The sequence below is a fragment of the Chitinophagales bacterium genome (genome assembly GCA_040877935.1).
Lineage (GTDB): Bacteria > Bacteroidota > Bacteroidia > Chitinophagales > CAIOSU01 > JBBDNB01.
In genome coordinates this window covers 39,433-57,024 of the sequence record JBBDNB010000012.1, presented here as the reverse complement: position 1 = coordinate 57,024, position 17,592 = coordinate 39,433, and the positions used below count along the sequence as shown (strand labels likewise).

General features: G+C 38.6%; 14 protein-coding genes. 7 read left to right on the top strand and 7 right to left on the bottom strand.

The annotated features are described in order from the left end of the window. Positions 1–168 precede the first annotated feature (168 nt). Complete coding sequence (locus WD048_02940; GenBank protein MEX0811145.1) at positions 169–1,065, bottom strand: hypothetical protein; 897 nt, start codon at positions 1,063–1,065, stop codon at positions 169–171. A gap of 45 nt (positions 1,066–1,110) precedes the next feature. On the opposite strand from WD048_02940, the gene WD048_02935 reads away from it, so the two are divergent. Together WD048_02935 and WD048_02930 are read left to right on the top strand one after the other, a co-directional pair. After that, the gene (locus WD048_02935; GenBank protein ID MEX0811144.1) at positions 1,111–2,535 is read left to right on the top strand and encodes a GH1 family beta-glucosidase; all 1,425 of its coding nucleotides are present in this window, start codon (positions 1,111–1,113) and stop codon (positions 2,533–2,535) included. Positions 2,536–2,573: 38 nt separating this feature from the next. Then, positions 2,574–3,485 (top strand): hypothetical protein, encoded by a 912-nt coding sequence (locus WD048_02930; GenBank protein ID MEX0811143.1) that lies wholly within the window; start codon positions 2,574–2,576, stop codon positions 3,483–3,485. Here WD048_02930 and WD048_02925 read toward each other — a convergent pair. Genes WD048_02925 through WD048_02910 form a run of 4 tightly spaced genes read right to left on the bottom strand, consistent with a single transcriptional unit; the run spans position 3,469 to position 6,389 of the window. Further along, entirely contained in the window at positions 3,469–4,113 is a 645-nt protein-coding gene (locus tag WD048_02925) for a GNAT family N-acetyltransferase (GenBank protein ID MEX0811142.1), read from the bottom strand. The two genes, WD048_02930 and WD048_02925, sit on opposite strands and share 17 nt — an antisense overlap. Further along, positions 4,110–5,030: a glycosyltransferase family 2 protein gene (locus tag WD048_02920; GenBank protein MEX0811141.1), complete on the bottom strand. Its 921-nt coding sequence runs from the start codon at positions 5,028–5,030 to the stop codon at positions 4,110–4,112. Before WD048_02920 ends, WD048_02925 begins: the two co-directional genes overlap by 4 nt. A gap of 49 nt (positions 5,031–5,079) precedes the next feature. Beyond that, on the bottom strand, positions 5,080–6,141 hold the full coding sequence (locus WD048_02915; GenBank protein MEX0811140.1) for a ketoacyl-ACP synthase III: 1,062 nt from the start codon (positions 6,139–6,141) through the stop codon (positions 5,080–5,082). After that, entirely contained in the window at positions 6,141–6,389 is a 249-nt protein-coding gene (locus tag WD048_02910) for a phosphopantetheine-binding protein (GenBank protein MEX0811139.1), read from the bottom strand. Before WD048_02910 ends, WD048_02915 begins: the two co-directional genes overlap by 1 nt. A gap of 184 nt (positions 6,390–6,573) precedes the next feature. Between WD048_02910 and guaA the strand changes: the two genes are divergently transcribed. The 5 genes from guaA (at position 6,574) to WD048_02885 (ending at position 14,312) form a co-directional block, all read left to right on the top strand. After that, positions 6,574–8,118, top strand: coding sequence for a glutamine-hydrolyzing GMP synthase (gene guaA / locus WD048_02905; protein ID MEX0811138.1), 1,545 nt, complete (start codon positions 6,574–6,576; stop codon positions 8,116–8,118). Further along, entirely contained in the window at positions 8,075–9,592 is a 1,518-nt protein-coding gene (locus tag WD048_02900) for a hypothetical protein (protein ID MEX0811137.1), read from the top strand. The genes guaA and WD048_02900 overlap by 44 nt, the downstream gene beginning before the upstream one ends. Beyond that, on the top strand, positions 9,589–11,175 hold the full coding sequence (locus WD048_02895; GenBank protein ID MEX0811136.1) for a choice-of-anchor B family protein: 1,587 nt from the start codon (positions 9,589–9,591) through the stop codon (positions 11,173–11,175). The genes WD048_02900 and WD048_02895 overlap by 4 nt, the downstream gene beginning before the upstream one ends. A gap of 1 nt (position 11,176) precedes the next feature. Next, positions 11,177–11,869: a TrkA family potassium uptake protein gene (locus WD048_02890; protein ID MEX0811135.1), complete on the top strand. Its 693-nt coding sequence runs from the start codon at positions 11,177–11,179 to the stop codon at positions 11,867–11,869. Positions 11,870–12,056: 187 nt separating this feature from the next. Then, positions 12,057–14,312, top strand: a complete 2,256-nt coding sequence (locus WD048_02885) for a sodium-translocating pyrophosphatase (GenBank protein MEX0811134.1) — start codon at positions 12,057–12,059, stop codon at positions 14,310–14,312. Between the two features lie 114 nt (positions 14,313–14,426). On the opposite strand, the gene WD048_02880 is transcribed toward WD048_02885, so the two are convergent. Continuing rightward, complete coding sequence (locus tag WD048_02880; GenBank protein ID MEX0811133.1) at positions 14,427–15,290, bottom strand: RNA polymerase sigma factor RpoD/SigA; 864 nt, start codon at positions 15,288–15,290, stop codon at positions 14,427–14,429. A gap of 123 nt (positions 15,291–15,413) precedes the next feature. Further along, complete coding sequence (gene pnp, locus WD048_02875) at positions 15,414–17,543, bottom strand: polyribonucleotide nucleotidyltransferase (GenBank protein ID MEX0811132.1); 2,130 nt, start codon at positions 17,541–17,543, stop codon at positions 15,414–15,416. Between the last annotated feature and the right edge of the window lie 49 nt (positions 17,544–17,592).

Sequence of the window (17,592 nt, the reverse complement as noted above, 5' to 3'; positions counted from 1 at the left end):
GAAAAAAGTTTTATGAAAACTGTTTCATAAAACTTTTAAATAGCCCTTTGCTGTTAAGCTTTCCAAAGATATTTACCAACCATTTTTAACCACATTGTATTCCACAAAATCACATAAAAAAAGCCCGTTTAAAACGAGCTTTAAAATTTCATAAAATTCACCTTATTGTTATTTCAAATTGTCAATTTTTTCTTTGAGCACTTCCAACACAGCTTTTTGCTGAAGCAATTCGTCCTGTTTTCTGTCCATATCAGCTTTGTTTAATTTCAACTGACGCTCTGCTTCACGTATGTCAGCTTCAGCTTCATCAATGGATTTGTGTAGCTTTTCATGTTCTTTCTGAAGCTTTTTGTAATCATTTTCCAAATTACTCAATTCCTTTTCTGCAGCTTTTAAAGCATCAGGATTATTAGAAGGTATATCTAAAATGATTTCTTTCTGATTGCCAATTTGACTTACCAGTCTGTTTTGATCAGCTTCATTTATTTTGACATCATTTTTCACCTGGCTGATCTCTCTTTCACTTTCACTTATTGTCTTGTGAATATCATCATTGGTTTTTACCAACTTCTTTTTGTCTTTTTCCAGGTCTTTGTATTTGCTTTCTGCTTCATCGAATTCTTCTTCAAGAGCATATTTGTATTCTTGCATTGCAAAATCATAAGCATATTTTTTCGCTGATTCCAGAATCAACGCATTACCTGATCTCGATAAAAAATCATCTTCAAACTGGAAAAACAACTGTCCATACACACCTTCTTTTAGTTGAGTGAATTTGGCAAAAACATTTACCGGCTGGTTCGATATAGATTCCACAGTAGCATTCATGGCTTGTATCTCATCTCTCTCAGTATTCATACTCGGTCGGTTGGCAGAACGCATTTTACTTTCCCAGTTTTTTTGAACTTCTTTTACATTTGCCTCATGAATCATAAATTCAAGGCCAGGTTGTTTGCCTCGACTCATAGGCATTACTTTTTCATCAATCTCAATTGGCAATTGTGCCAATACTTTTTCATAGTTGAAAAAAGAAATTAACAATAGCAGAGTTAGAAATCTTAACATAATTTATTTTTTTAGTGATACATTCATACCAAAAATAAGAAAATAATGGACAGAAGGGAAATGCTCAAAAATTCAATACTTGGAAGCTCAGGGATGCTAATGGCTCCAGACAATCTGGCAAAGCTGGTAGTTGGTGAAGAATTTCGAGCTGCCGATTTCGGGAAAAATTTTAAATGGGGAACTGCTACTGCCGCTTATCAAATAGAAGGCGCCTGGGATAAAGACGGTAAAGGCCCCTCTATTTGGGATACTTTTACTCACGAAAAAGGCAATGTACTGAATTTTGACAACGGTGATGTAGCTTGTGATTTTTATAATAACTACAAGCAGGATATCGACTTTGTAAGGCAAATGAATATGGACGTTTTTCGTTTTTCAGTTTCCTGGCCACGCATTCTGCCAAAAGGAAGTGGGCAAATCAATCAAAAAGGTATTGATTTTTATCACCGTGTGATAGACACTTGTTTAGAAAAAGATATTGAACCCTGGCTCACATGCTACCACTGGGATTTGCCACAGGCACTGGAGGACAAAGGGGGGTGGACAAACAGGGATATAGTAGATTGGTTTAGTGAATACATTTATATTATCAGCCGCGCTTATGGCGATAAAGTAAAAAACTGGATGGTACTGAACGAACCAATGGCTTTTATAGCTGTGGGATATTTTCTGGGCATGCATGCTCCTGGAAAATGGGGGTTTAAAAATTTCACCCAGGCCACACATCATGCTGCACTTTGCCAGGCTGAAGGTGGACGTATTATCCGAAATGAAGTACCAAATTCCAATGTGGGATCTACTTTTTCCTGCTCTTATATCGAACCCAAAAAACAAAAACCCAAACATATAAAAGCTGCCCACACTATGGATGCATTGCTCAATCGCTTGTTTTTAGACCCGGTTTTGGGACTTGGCTATCCAACAGACGGGTGGAAAGCACTGGAGCGCATTCACAAATGGATGCGCCCTGAAGATGAAAACAAATTGGCTTTTGATTTCGATTTTATCGGTTTGCAAAACTATACCAGAATGATTGCGCGTAAAGCACTGTGGCCACCAATTATTTGGGCCAATCGTGTTAAGCCCGAAAAATTAGGTACAGAGCTAACAGATATGAAATGGGAAATATATCCCGAGGGGATTTATAAAATGCTCAGGCGCTTTCAGGAATACAAAGGCATTAAAGAGATAATAGTCACCGAAAATGGCGCTGCCTTTCCCGATGTAGTTGAGAACAATGCAGTACATGATCACAAACGTGTACAGTTTTATAAAGATTATTTAAGAAATGTGCTGCGCGCAAAACATGAAGGTGTAAATGTAAAAGGCTATTTTGCCTGGAGTCTGCTGGATAATTTTGAATGGGCAGAAGGTTATCACGCACGCTTTGGACTGGTTCATGTAGATTTTGAAACACAAAAGCGCATTATCAAAGATTCCGGTTTGTGGTTTAAAGAATTTTTGAAGTAAGTTTAGCAAGTTTTCTGCTTAATTTTGTAATACAGCTTATGGTCAAACTGACACATATCGTCAACCCTTACGAGACTAAAAATCCCGAAGCACTAAAAATACAGGAGCTTACTCTGCGCTCTATGTCTGAAGCACAGAAGTTCACTCAAAATGCCGAAGTAAAGCTTTATGCAGCCGTTCATAAGAATGAAACATATGCTGAGTTGCCAGATAATTTCAAACAAACTTTACCAATTGAAAGATCAGTCCTGGATATAGCTACTTTTGAAAAAAAAATTCCCTTTCCTCTAATTGAAGATATTTTAAAACTAATCTGGAATATTGATTGCGAATATGTTATTTATACAAACATGGACATTATCCTTCAGCCCTATTTCTATGATTTTGTGAGCAATGAGCTCGATAAGGGCTATGAAGCTTTACTCATCAATCGAAGAAGGGTGAGTTTAAAACATCTGAAAAACTCCGAACTGCCTGAAATACTGGCCGATCCGGGAAAATACCATCCTGGATATGATTGTTTTGTAATCAAAAAAACATATTTGCAACAATTTCTGCTCAAAGATATTTGTGTAGGTATTCCATTTATAGGAGTATGTCTTGCCCACAATATTTTTAGTTTTGTAAAACCCTACAAGATCATCAGTCACCACCACCTGACCGCCCACGTGGGACTACAAGTAATGGGAGGAATATTGAAACCCTATTACAAACACAATTATGCGGCATTTCAAAAAATACGCAGCCAATTAAAGCCACACTTAAAAAGAGAAAACCTTCCATTTAGCGAGCTCCCATTCTACAAGCGCATTTTATCCTGGGGGCTGAACCCAAGTACACCAATTTTACTCAACATGGAAATTGAGGGAAAAGGACTTTTCAATAAACTGTACTTTTTCTGGAATGAATTGCGCTTTAAAATCCTGGAACGGGTCAGTTCTTCAAACTAAGTGCTTCAGATTTAATGAGTGCAGCCATTTGATCAGCAACACCTGGCAATGCCTGTAAGATACTATACTCCTGCCTGCCGATTTCAAAATGCTGTGGATTTCTGGTCAACAATCGCTCTAATTTACTTCTGAGTTGAAGCAAGTCCTTATCATCCTTCGCCAGGCGATATAAGCTATAGTCTTTAGGTGAATCGTCAAATACCTTAAAACCAAGACGGAGATTATAAATTATAGCAGCTTTATTGTTGTCCATAACTTTTGCAATGAGTTTATTTAGTCCAAGAAAACCGAAAGCAAAAGCAATGAGGTTCAGAGAAGCAAACACAGGAACCTGAGTTTTCCAGTATTTTTGATCCCAGATAAAAAGTCCCGCTTGTCCGGATTTTTTATTCCAGGAAATATCCGAAACGTGAATCAGGCCAATGTCCTTATTCTGATAAGCTATTATGAAATAGAAGTCTTTTGCAACATCCAAGCTTTTATACCATTTCATCTGCATTTCTTCAGTAATGAATGTCTGATAATCCATAAAAACCGCAATATCAGGATGATTGCGCCAGTAACGCAATAATTCTATATGTTCCTTCCTCAGTCGAATCAACTCTACACCAAGTCCTTTCACCTTCATTCCAGAAACTTTTTAATCACATAAGGAGGTCTTTTGTGCTCTTTCAGATAGATTCTACTGATATACTCTCCTATGATACCCATGCAAAACAAAATAATACCTGCTGATAAGAAAATAGAAACAATAATGGAAGTAAAACCCAATTCGACATCCTCATAAAATTTCTGGTAAATAAAATACAGGCCAATTCCAAAAAAAATCAAGGATACAAAAAACCCAAAATAGGTCATCATGCGCAGTGGAAAAGCAGAATAATTGAAGGTATAATTCATACTCATCTTAATCAGGCGTATGGTGTTGTAACCAGAACTTCCAGTTCCGCGCTGATGGTGATCTACCAATTGTTGCTCTATATCAAGTGTGTACCAGCTCAGAACTTCATCTAAAAGAAAATAGTCGTGTCCTACATCTTTTATTTTTTCTGTAAGACTGCGCTTTAATAAGCGAAATGAAGACCCTTTTCCGCTTGTGGATGCAATAAGTTTAAAGAAAGCATTAAAAAAACGACTGCCTATATTGCGAATTAAGCTGTGTCTTTTGGCATCAAAAATACCGTAAACAAAATCAGCATCTGTTTTCTCCATACATTCTACAAGCTTGGGAATCTCTTCTGGAGGTACCTGTAGATCGTCATCTATTGTTACTATCAAATTACCGGAACAATTTTGAATTCCGCATAAGGTGGCATTCTGCTGTCCGGCATTTTTGGCCAGGTGTATTGCCCTCACTTTATATTTAAACTCTTGCTTTAACTCACATATCACTTCCCAACTGTTATCCAGGCTTTTATCGTCAACAAATACTACCTCAAAGCTTTTGTGCATTTGCTGAAATAAAGCAGCAATACGCACATACAATTCGCGCAGGGTTTCTGCGGAATTATAGACGGGAACAACAACTGAAAAATCAGTACTCATTTGACTGCAAAATATAAAATTTATTGTGATTGATAGAATTCAATAGTCACTATACTTCTACCAGTTTCGGGCAATATAGTTTTTTGGTCTTCAAATACACACTTGCCCAAGACAAGCCAACACCAAAACCCGAGAGTATTAAATCAGTGGCTTTATTTTCCGAAAGCACAGCTCTCAGACAATATACCATTGTAATAGGAATTGAAGCTGAACTTGTGTTTCCAAATTTTTTAAGAGAAAGTGGCGCCTGATCTCTACTGAGTTTTAGTTTTTTAGCAATGGTGTCATTGATCAATTTATTGGCCTGATGAAAAACATAGTAATTCACATCCTCAACCTTTTTGTTTTCCAGGTTTAACAACTCATTAATTTGAGCAGGCACGCGTTTTACCGAGAAATTAAAAATATCAATACCTTTCAAAATCAAATGTGTAGCATTGCGATTGATACCCTCAGATTCTTCTTTCATTTCCAATGAGCTTTCACTAAAAGGATTGCGGTATCCTCCATCAGGAATAATTATGCTCTCATAACCCGATCCATCAGACGACATTAGAAAATCCATGTGCTCCCCTTCGCTTTTATTCAAAACTGTTGCTGAACCTGCATCAGAAAAGAGTGGAGCTGTACTTTTATCTGCTTCGGAAATACAAGCAGAGGAAGTATCTCCCACCAATAGAAGTGCTTTTGCTTCTGGGTTTGGAATATTAGAAAGCAATGAAGCAGCTACTGAAAGTCCATAAACATAGCCTGAACAACCAAGGTTAATATCAAAAGCAAGACAATCTTCATTCAATCCAAGTTCATGTTGCAATTTAACAGCAGTAGCAGGAGTGATATAATCAGGAGTTTGTGTTACGAAAATCAGGAGTTTAATATCAGAATGCTTGAGCTGCATGTCTTTCATTAACTTCAATGCAGCTTGGGCACAAAGATCAGCGGCAGTGTATGCTTGATCGATTATCCTTCGCTGCTCAATTCCTGTGCTTTTGATAAAAAGATCGCGTTCGCGCTCGTTGGCAAAAGGATAATCGGAATTAGAAATTGTATTTTCCGGCACAGATGCTGCAATGCCGCTTATTGCCACATTTTTAATTTGTAGAAAAGCCATTAATTGACTTTAGTTTTTTTTAAACAAACAAGTTTGTAAAGGTCTTTGAATGTTTTTGACCCAGCCAATTCATCAGCGCTCAGGGTTACGTCAAAATCATTGTCGATTTTAGCAATAATGATTAGTGCCATCATAGAATTCCAGGAATCTAAATCCCTGAAAACAACATCGGCAGCCACATTTTCCTTTTCTTCTTTTTCAAACTCTACTTTCAGAGAATCGATAAAAACCTTTAAATCCATATCCATAATATACTTGCTTTTCTAAAGATTGTCAAAGATAAATTAATCAATTAGAAATTGAATTGCTAAATCATTCACTTTAAGCCATAGAACATCACAAACCCAAAAATAATTACTGAAATAAATCAATTCCATTGAATTGTGGAAAAAGGAATTGTCTAAAGCAGCATTTAAATTTATTTTTGCGGGGATGAACGAAAGAATCCTAATTATAGACTTCGGCTCGCAATACACCCAGTTGATCGCCCGAAGAGTAAGAGAACTCAATGTTTATAGTGACATTGTCCCTTTTAATAAAATTCCGGAAGACAGTCCAGATATTAAAGGAATAATCCTTTCTGGAAGTCCTTTTTCAGTAAAAGATGAAAATGCCCCAACGATAGACATCGAAAGGCTATTGGGTAAAAAGCCCATTCTTGCCATCTGTTTTGGTGCGCAAATGCTGGCCGAGCAGCTGGGCGGAAAAGTCAGTCGCTCCGACAGCAGGGAATACGGCCGTGCAAAGCTGAGCAATATCCTTTCCAAGGAAGGGCTTTTCAAAGATGTAAGTGAAGACAGCCAAGTATGGATGTCGCATGGGGATACTATTATTGAATTGCCTCCCGATTTTGAATTGCTTGCCGGAACTGCGAGCGTGAAAGTTGCTGCTTTCAACAAAATCAGAAAAAACAATGATGAACCGCCTGTTTATTGCCTTCAATTCCATCCCGAAGTCACGCATACTGATGAGGGCAAAAGCATTCTGAAAAACTTTGTGACAGATATATGCGGATGCACAGGAGACTGGACACCGGCAGCATTTATTGAAGAAACTGTTGAAGATATCAGAAACCAGGTAAAGGACGGAAAAGTCGTGTTGGGGCTTTCAGGTGGCGTAGATTCTTCTGTAGCTGCCATGCTTTTGCATCAGGCTATTGGCAAAAAGCTGTATTGTGTATTTGTGAACAATGGCCTCTTGCGCAAAAATGAATTTGATGATGTATTGCATTCCTATAAAGACCTAGGGCTAAATGTAATAGGCGTTGACAGTTCTGATGAATTTCTCGATGCACTTGATGGTGTTAGTGATCCCGAAAAAAAACGCAAGATCATCGGAAAAACATTTATTAATGTATTCCAGGCAGAGGCAAAGAAAATTGAAGATGTAGAGTGGCTAGGGCAGGGCACCATTTATCCCGATGTTATAGAATCCGTTTCTGTAAATGGCCCTTCTGTTACCATCAAATCGCATCACAATGTCGGTGGATTGCCTGAAAAATTGCACCTGAAAGTAATAGAACCATTGCGCTTTTTGTTTAAAGATGAAGTCCGCAATGTAGGCCGTCAGCTCGGACTGCCTGAATTTATAATAGGAAGGCACCCCTTTCCCGGCCCTGGTCTTTCCATTCGTATTATTGGCGAAATTCATCGGGATAAAGTACGCATGCTTCAGGAAGCAGATCATATTTTCATAGAGAACCTTAAAAAGCACAATTTATACAATGAAGTGTGGCAGGCCGGGGTAATGCTGCTGCCAGTTCAAAGTGTAGGAGTAATGGGAGACGAAAGAACTTATGAAAATGTAGTAGCTTTGAGGGCAGTGAGTTCTGTAGATGGCATGACTGCTGACTGGTGTCATTTGCCCTATGAATTTTTGGCACTCACTTCCAATGAAATCATTAATCAAGTAAGAGGAATTAACCGCGTAGTTTATGACATCAGTTCCAAACCACCTTCTACAATTGAATGGGAGTAAACAACCTCGGGGCAAGCCCACGAGGCATTTATTTGGAAAAAATACTTTTAATTACGAGGCAAGCCTCGGAGTATTTAAATCTCGATTATCGAGTAAATTCTTACTAATTCCACTTCTGGTAACTCTCCTTCTTGTACCCTCTTGTAAAACCAAGAAAGTTCAAAAAGAGGATATTACCAGCAAGGAAACAGTTTTGCTACCCGATACCATTAAATTGCCCGAGATACTTATCGACAGCCTCCTGAGTGATATCGACAGCTTTGAAACCAAAGACCGCTACAATATTGCTTTTGTACTTCCCTTTTTCTTAGATTCCCTAAAAAGCGACTCTTTGAAAAAGCAAGCGCATTATTTTTTTGATGATGCTTCTATGTCACTAAATTTTTATCTCGGTGCTACACTTGCATTAGATTCCCTGAAAAATATGGGGCTAAATGCAGATGTTCATGTCTTTGACAGTAAAAACAATTTGGGACAACTCGTACAACTTAAAAAAACCGGTGCCCTGGATTCCATGGATTTAATTATTGGCCCTGTTTACAACAGCAATGTCCGCTATATGGCAAAATGGGCCAGGCAAAACAAAAAAATAATTATCAACCCACTTTCTCCTACGGCTGATCTTACAAAAGACAACCCCTGGTTTATACAGATCAACCCTTCAATCAACACACATATAGAGAACCTATTTGAATTGCTTCGTTTTAAATTTCCCAAAGAGAATAAAATCCTGATCAACAGACCTATAACAAATGAACTGAATTACAGGGAATTATGGGAAAAGCTCGCAGTTCAGCACAATACAATTGCAGACTCTATTAAGAAAGCAGTTGAGTTTCCTAAGTTTCCACTTGATAGCGTTAAGCTTAAACATTTTATTATCACTGAGGAAGACGATAAAATGATAAGAAAAAATCAACTGGAAGAAGATTCCATATTTGTAAATTTACTTCAGGAAGATAGTCTCAACATATTGATATTGAACACAATAGATCGAGCATTTATTAGCAAACTCAATAGAAATTTATACAAACTCAGCGAGAATTATGAAATACTTGTAGTAGGGCTTCCTGTTTGGAATGCTTTGGAAGACTTCCGGCTCGATTATGTTGAACGATTTCAATTGCACTATAGCAGCGATTACCATATTGATACTAATTTTTACAAAAGCAGTGTTTATCAATTTGCATTAGACAGTCTTTATATAAATCCAGGAGCGTTTTTTATTAAGGGATTTGATATTACAATGTGGATGGGGCAAGGATTAATGCAATACGGTCTTGATTTGAAAACTGAGCTTCACAAGGATAAACTTGATGGTTTTCACAACAAGTTTAGGCTTAAAAGCAATTTTACAGACCCTGCTGACACAAGCAATAGGGTGAATTATTTGGAAAACAGTTATGTTCACCTGCTGTATATTTCAGGTTATCAAATCAAGAATGCCCGAAAACCAATTAAAGAAAAAGAATGAAGAAACTCATTATCCTGCTTCTGTGCAGCATCACTTTTTTGCCAGGCTCAGCTCAAAAAAATATGGAACTTAGAAGTGTTCAATTATTTAACAGCACTTTGAGTGATGTTTGGGGATATGCTTCAAACGGTAGGGAATATGCACTTGTAGGGCTGAACAACGCTTTTGCTATAGTAGATGTTACCGATCCTGAACAACCCGATCCATTGTTTTCAGTACCGGGCTATTCCAGTGACTGGCGCGATATTCATACCTGGAATGACCATGCTTATGTCACCAATGAAAAAGATGGAGGATTATTAATTGTAGATATGTCCAATTTGCCCGACAGTATTTCTGCAACAAGCTGGACAGCAGATACACTTTTAAAATCAGCCCACAATATCTGGATTGACGAAAATGGCTATGCCTATATTTTTGGTTTTAACAGTCTGAACGAGCAGATACCATACAACAATCGCGGAGTCATCATTGCTGACTTGAACAATGATCCTAAAAACCCTGACTTGATCAATATCTATTCTGAAAATTATGTGCATGATGGTTATGTTCGTGGTGATACCATGTGGTTGGGAGAAATTTCCGCAGGATTTTTTTCGGTGGTAGATGTCAGCGATAAAAACAATTTGCAGGTGCTGGCAAGTGCTGAAACTCCTGGGCGATTCACGCACAATGTATGGCTGTCTGATGATGGCAAGACCCTATTTACCACTGATGAAATTGAAGGTGGTTATTTTGGTGCTTATGATGTTTCTGATCTAAACAATATCACTGAACTCACACGCTACCGGGAAGCAGTTGGCACCGGCCTTATACCGCACAATACTCATGCTTTGGGCAATTACCTTTGGAATTCCTATTATACCTATGGTGTAAACCTCGTAGATGCCACACGTCCTGATAATCTTGTAGAAACTGGCAGATATGATACTTCCCCTTTTCCTTCGCGAGGAACTTATGATGGATGCTGGGGAACCTATCCTTATTTACCTTCCGGTAATATTCTGGCTAGTGATATTCAGGAAGGACTTTTTGTTTTTACGCCTACTTATACACGCGCTTGTTACCTGGAAGGAACTATCACCGATAGCTTTAGTGGTACATTTTTAAATGGTGTCAATGTAGAATTAATCAGCACTGGAGCCGAAACAAAAAGTGATATCCTTGGCGAATACAAAACAGGAATAGCAGAGAGCGGCATGTACGATGTTCGTGTTCATTTTCAGGGTTGTTTTTCTAAGATCATTACCGATGTTCAACTTTCAAATGGGCAGGTTACGGTGCTCGATATTGAATTTGAATGTATAGTTGCAAATACAGACGAGATAAACGAACCAGCAACACTTGAATTAAAAGCCCAGCCAAGTGCTTTCAACAATCAAACAGAATTACATTTTAAAGGATTAAAACGTGAATCAGGTCAATTACAAATCTTTGACCTTGCAGGCAGAGTATTAAAATCCCTTGATTTAAACACAGAGTCAGGACAGGTAATAATTGGAGAAAACTGGGCTCCGGGTTTTTATCTTGCAGTATTGCTTTCAGACAATGAAAAAATAATCCAAAAAATACAAAAGCTGTAATATGAAGGATTCTCGATTTGCTATAATTGGTCTTGGTAGATTTGGCACTGCCATTGCCAAAACCCTTTCCAAAAAAGGTGCTGAAGTTGTAGCCATTGATGTAAATGAGGAATTTGTAGATGTACTTAGAGATGATGTAGCCTACCCCGTAACTATGGATGCAACCGATATCAAAGCACTGAAAGCTCAAAGCATAGAAGATGTAGATGTAGCTATAGTCGCCATTGGCACCAATTTTGAAAGCGAATTGCTGATCACTGCAAATTTGCTAGAGCTCAAAGTGAAAAGGATTATTGCCAGAGCAATGAACCCCACTCAAAAAATGATCCTTGAAAAAATAGGCGTCAAAGAAATTGTTTCTCCTGAAGTGGAAGTTGGTGTATCCCTGGCTGAAAAATTGTTGAACCCGGGAATTTTAACTTTTTTGCAATTACCGGATGACTATGAAATTGTAGAAGTTGAAGCACCTGTAAATTGCGTAGGCAGGACACTTCGCGAGCTCGATCTGCGTAAAAAATACCAGATCAATCTCATTACAATTAAACGTAAAGAACTTAAAATATCAAATAAGGAAAAGGAAGTCAGCCATGTAATTGGTGTGCCAGATCCCGAAACGGAGATATTAGAAACTGATACTCTCCTACTCCTGGGTATTAACAAAGACATCAATCGCTTTATTGAAGTGAATCAATAATACTATTTATTAAGTAGTGCAACACATAAACTGTCTTAAATTCAGTCATAAAACACATAGTCGTGCTGAAAATGTGGATAAATTCCAATCTAAACGGAGCTATAATTGACAGAAATATTGCTCCTTTTTCTTTTAAAGCTTAATATTGCAAACCATTTAATAAACCAATACACAATTTAGAGATTTCATGGAAAATACAATCTATCTAGTACCCGCTTTGGCCATTATTGGCCTTATAGTAATGGCTTACAAATCAATGTGGGTTAAAAAACAAGATGCCGGCACTCCTAAAATGCAGGAACTGGCCACTCATATCAAAGAAGGTGCCCTTGCATTTTTGAATGCGGAATATCGTGTACTCGCCATATTTGTAGTTGTAGCAGGAGTTCTACTGGGTGTAGTTTCTGCCTTTGTAGAATCTACACACTGGTTTATTGTGGTTGCCTTTGTCATTGGTGCTGTATTTTCTGCAGTAGCAGGCAATATAGGAATGCGTATAGCTACTGAAGCCAATGTGCGCACAACCCAGGCAGCAAGAAGCAGTCTTTCTAAAGCATTGAATGTGTCTTTCAACGGAGGTGCCGTAATGGGACTGGGCGTTGCAGGCTTGGCTGTATTCGGTCTTTCTATGTTGTTTATATTGCTTTATCAATATTTTATGGGTGGTCAATGGACAGAGAATGGTACCCACGACATGACTGTAGTTTTGGAGGCATTGGCAGGTTTTTCACTTGGTGCTGAGTCTATTGCCCTTTTTGCCCGTGTAGGTGGCGGTATATATACTAAAGCTGCTGATGTAGGTGCCGATCTTGTTGGAAAAGTTGAAGCAGGAATTCCGGAAGATGACCCGAGAAACCCTGCAACAATTGCAGATAATGTTGGTGACAATGTTGGTGATGTGGCCGGAATGGGCGCTGATTTATTCGGTTCTTATGTTGCTACGGTATTGGCTGCTATGGTATTGGGAAATTATGTTATAACAGATATGGGTGGTTCTATAAGCGATCAGTTTGGAGGAATCGGCCCAATTTTGTTACCGCTTGTTATCGCAGGCATAGGAATTATCTTTTCTATTATTGGCACTATGATGGTTAAAGTAAAAGAAGAAAATGCCAGTGAAGCTTCTGTTCAGAAAGCCTTGAATATAGGCAACTGGGCTTCAATTATACTCACCGGTATTGCAGCTTACTTCTTAATCCACTGGATGTTGCCAGCACAAATGCAAATGGAATTTTTCGGAGAAGGCTCTGTAGGTGTTACTCCCAACCATGTATTTGGTTCTGTTGTAATCGGATTGTTTGTAGGTGCAGCTATTTCATACTTCACTGAACATTATACAGCAATGAATAAAGGCCCTGTAATGAGCATAGTTCAAAACTCATCAACAGGTGCCGCAACAAATATCATTGCAGGTCTTGGTGTGGGAATGATCTCTACGGCATTGCCAATTTTGCTGTTTGCAGGAGCAATCTGGGGCGCTTATTCATTTGCAGGGTTTTATGGCGTTTCCATTGCCGCTTCGGCTATGATGGCTACAACTGCCATGCAGTTGGCCATTGATGCTTTTGGTCCTATTGCTGACAATGCAGGTGGAATTGCAGAAATGAGCGAATTGCCTGCCGATGTAAGAGAAAAAACAGATATCCTCGATTCTGTGGGAAATACAACTGCAGCAATAGGTAAAGGTTTTGCCATTGCTTCAGCTGCTTTAACAGCTTTGGCACTTTTTGCAGCGTATGTCACCTTCACGGGAATTGACGGTATTAATATCTTTAAGGCAAAAGTTCTATCTGCTTTATTTATAGGAGGAATGATTCCCGTAGTATTTTCTGCATTAGCCATGAATGCTGTTGGTAGAGCCGCTATGGAAATGGTAAAAGAAGTGAGAAGACAATTCAAGGAAATACCCGGAATTCTGGAAGGAACAGGAAAACCGGAATACGGCAAATGCGTTGAAATCTCTACCAATGCAGCCATTCGTGAAATGATGCTTCCAGGAGCAATAACTATAGTATCCCCTATTATTGTAGGTTTTGCTATGGGTGCTGAATCACTTGGGGCTTACATGGCAGGGGTTACTGTTTCAGGTGTGCTTTGGGCCATTTTCCAAAACAATGCAGGAGGTGCCTGGGACAATGCTAAAAAATCTTTTGAATCAGGAGTAATGATCGATGGTGAAATGACTTATAAAGGCTCTGAAGCACATAAAGCTGCTGTTACCGGAGATACAGTTGGAGATCCCTTTAAAGACACTTCAGGCCCTTCAATGAACATTCTTATCAAATTGACATGCCTGATTGGATTGGTGATTGCGCCTATTTTGGGACAAGTGCAGGGAACCGGGGCTCACAGTCAGAAGGAAAAAGCTCCTGAAAAAGAGGTGCTGCTGGGTGAAAACGATATTGCTAAAGAAGAGGCAGTGCTAATCAAAAGTATCAACTGACAAATAAATATCATATTTAAAAAAGGCTGTATTCAGTTGAATCCAGCCTTTTTTAATTTTATACACTTACCCAGGAACACTATGATTTGCTTAACATATTAATAATGCATGTTTTTAATCCAGATAAGATTTAAGACTTGAACAAGAAGAAGTTTTACGGATTCTCCTTAAGGCACGCTCTTTAATTTGCCTTACCCGTTCGCGTGTAAGTCCAAATATATTTCCGATTTCCTCTAGTGTCATGCAAATTTCACCTTTCAGGCCAAAATAATAAGAAAGAATTTCAGCATCTCTTTCGGGAAGTACAGACATTGCTTTTTTGATTTCTTTTTTCAGGGATTCTGATACAATTTGTTTTTCAGTTTCGCTGAGCTCATCACTGTTAATGATATCATACATGTTGCCACCGCCCTCAAAACCAAGAGGTGCATCCATAGACATAGGCTTATTGGCGCTAGCAATAATTGCATTGATTTCACTGATATTCATCTTTAAGAGCTTCTCCAATTCATCATCCGTAGGTTCTCTTTGATATTCCTGCTCAAAATCGGCCATTGCTTTGTTGATCTGATTAAAACAGCCAACTTTGTTAACAGGCAGACGAATAATTCTTGAGTGTTCAACCAGGGACTGCATTATAGATTGACGGATCCACCAAACAGCATATGAGATAAATTTAAAGCCTTTAGTCTCATCAAATCTTTCTGCTGCTTTGATTAAACCGAGATTTCCTTCATTAACCAAATCACTAAGGGCAAGACCTTGGTTTTGATATTGCTTGGCTACTGATACTACAAATCGCAAATTGGATTTCACCAATTTTTCTAAGGCAGCGTTATCGCCTTTTTTAATTTTCTGTGCAAGTTCTACTTCCTCCTCGGCAGTAAGGAGATTTACTTTGGCAATTTCCTGTAAATAGCGATCCAGAGCAATACTGTCACGCTGAGTAATCTTGTTGCTTATCTTTAATTGCCGCATGGTGTAAGTGGTTTGTTTGCCCTCTTTTACGGAGAACCGACTCCATTGTTACGACTCTAAAATAAAAAAGGGAGTCAATTAACTTAACCCCCTTTAATTTTAAATAATTCCAGCTTAAGAAAATTAAGCTTCCTCAGCTTCTTTTGGCAACAAAACTTTTCTCGACAATCTGTATTTTCCTGTCTTTTTATCTACTTCGAGTAGTTTAACCTTTACAGTATCTCCTTCGCTGAATACACCGTCCAAATTCTCTATTCGTGTCCATGAAATTTCAGAGATGTGCAATAACCCTTGTTTTCCGGGCAAAAACTCTACAAATGCGCCATAAGGCATAATTGATTTTACAACACCTTCATAAACCTCTCCGGGTTCTGGAACAGAAATAATTCCTTTGATTTTGGCCAAAGCCTGATCAATGGATTCTTTATTTTCTGAGAAAATCTCTACATAGCCTTTGCCATCAACCTCTTCAATAGAAACTTTGGCTCCACTGCTGTTTTGAATTTCCTGAATAATTTTTCCTCCAGGCCCGATTATCGCGCCAATCAAATCTTTTTCAACAGTCAATGTCACTATTCTCGGAGCATGTGGTTTAAAATCTTCTCTTGGAGCATCAATTGTTTTCAACATTTCATTCATGATATGTGCTCTACCGGCTTTTGCCTGTTCCAATGCTTGTGTCAAAACTTCATATGGAAGTCCATCGACTTTAATATCCATCTGGCAGGCTGTGATACCATCTTTGGTACCTGTTATTTTAAAATCCATATCACCCAGGTGATCTTCATCGCCAAGGATATCGGATAATACAGCAAATTTCCCACTTTTATCAGTGATCAATCCCATTGCAATTCCGGAAACGGGTTTTTTGATTTTCACTCCGGCATCCATCAATGCCAGGGTTCCTGCACATACTGTAGCCATTGAAGATGAACCATTTGATTCCAATACATCAGAAACCACTCTGATAGTGTATGGATTATCAGATGGAATTACTCTTTTTAAAGCTCTCAGTGCTAGGTTTCCGTGTCCAATTTCTCTTCTGGAAGTACTGCGCAAAAATTTGGCTTCACCTGTACAAAATGGAGGGAAATTGTAGTGCAACATAAATTCATGTGAGCCTTCTATAAGTGCGCCATCAATAGTTTGTGCATCTAATTTGGTACCCAGTGTAACTGTTGTTAAAGACTGGGTTTCTCCACGCGTAAATATTGCAGAACCATGTGCTGAAGGCAAATAATTCACTTCCGACCATATTGGACGAACTTCATCCAGTTTCCTGCCATCTAAGCGAACACGTTTATCTAATACTACTGAACGAATGGCTTCCTTTTCAGCATTGTGAAAATAACCTCCTATTAAATCACCTTTTTCTTCCAACTCTTCTTCAGAAAGGCTTTCTTTAAATTCTTCCTTTACTGCTTTGAGCAACTCAGAGCGCTTGTGTTTATCGGCAAGTCCTTGAAGTGCAATTTCTTTACACTTTTCAAATGTTGCATCCCAAACACGTTTTTCAAATGCTTCATCTTTTTCTTCTTGACTGTATTCTCTGTAAACGTCTTTTGTTCCCTTAGCTTCAGCTAATTCCAATTGAACTTCACAGGCTTTTTTAATGGCTTCATGTGCAAATGCAATGGCTTCAACCATTTCTTTTTCTGAAACTTCATTCATTTCTCCTTCCACCATGATTACGTTGTCTTTGTTGGCGGCAACGAGTAAATCTAAATCTGCACTTTCAAGCAAATCCAATGATGGATTAATTTGAAATTCTCCGTTGATGCGAACCACGCGTGCTTCAGCAACGGGGCCATTAAACGGTATATCAGAAACTGCAATTGCAGCAGATGCAGCAAGGCAGGCCAGTGCATCTGGGGGAGTGTTTTTCTCGGCAGAGATCAGGGAAATAATCACCTGTGTTTCAGAGCGGTAATCATCCGGAAAAAGCGGCCTGAGTGCACGGTCAACAAGACGGGCTATCAATATTTCATGTTCTGAGGGACGTGCCTCTCTTTTAAAGAAACCTCCTGGAAATTTTCCGGCAGAAGCATATTTTTCAAGATATTCTACTGTTAAAGGAAGGAAATTCATTCCCTCTCTTGCTTCTTTTGCAGAAACTACAGTGGCGAGCAACATGGTGTTGCCCTGGCGTACTACAACCGAGCCATCGGCTTGTTTAGCGAGTTTTCCGGTTTCAATACTAATTGGTTTTCCGTTGCCTAAATCAACGGACTTGGTTATTGGATTAATAGACATAAGCTTAATTTAATTGTAAATAAAAATTTGGTAGCACAAAGACAAAAGA

Bases quoted from the DNA above. Each gene is read 5' to 3' on its own strand.
- WD048_02940 (MEX0811145.1), bottom strand. From the start codon at position 1,065: ATGTTAAGATTTCTAACTCTGCTATTGTTAATTTCTTTTTTCAACTAT.
- WD048_02935 (MEX0811144.1), top strand. From the start codon at position 1,111: ATGGACAGAAGGGAAATGCTCAAAAATTCAATACTTGGAAGCTCAGGG.
- WD048_02930 (MEX0811143.1), top strand. From the start codon at position 2,574: ATGGTCAAACTGACACATATCGTCAACCCTTACGAGACTAAAAATCCC.
- WD048_02925 (MEX0811142.1), bottom strand. From the start codon at position 4,113: ATGAAGGTGAAAGGACTTGGTGTAGAGTTGATTCGACTGAGGAAGGAA.
- WD048_02920 (MEX0811141.1), bottom strand. From the start codon at position 5,030: ATGAGTACTGATTTTTCAGTTGTTGTTCCCGTCTATAATTCCGCAGAA.
- WD048_02915 (MEX0811140.1), bottom strand. From the start codon at position 6,141: ATGGCTTTTCTACAAATTAAAAATGTGGCAATAAGCGGCATTGCAGCA.
- WD048_02910 (MEX0811139.1), bottom strand. From the start codon at position 6,389: ATGGATATGGATTTAAAGGTTTTTATCGATTCTCTGAAAGTAGAGTTT.
- guaA (MEX0811138.1), top strand. From the start codon at position 6,574: ATGAACGAAAGAATCCTAATTATAGACTTCGGCTCGCAATACACCCAG.
- WD048_02900 (MEX0811137.1), top strand. From the start codon at position 8,075: ATGACATCAGTTCCAAACCACCTTCTACAATTGAATGGGAGTAAACAA.
- WD048_02895 (MEX0811136.1), top strand. From the start codon at position 9,589: ATGAAGAAACTCATTATCCTGCTTCTGTGCAGCATCACTTTTTTGCCA.
- WD048_02890 (MEX0811135.1), top strand. From the start codon at position 11,177: ATGAAGGATTCTCGATTTGCTATAATTGGTCTTGGTAGATTTGGCACT.
- WD048_02885 (MEX0811134.1), top strand. From the start codon at position 12,057: ATGGAAAATACAATCTATCTAGTACCCGCTTTGGCCATTATTGGCCTT.
- WD048_02880 (MEX0811133.1), bottom strand. From the start codon at position 15,290: ATGCGGCAATTAAAGATAAGCAACAAGATTACTCAGCGTGACAGTATT.
- pnp (MEX0811132.1), bottom strand. From the start codon at position 17,543: ATGTCTATTAATCCAATAACCAAGTCCGTTGATTTAGGCAACGGAAAA.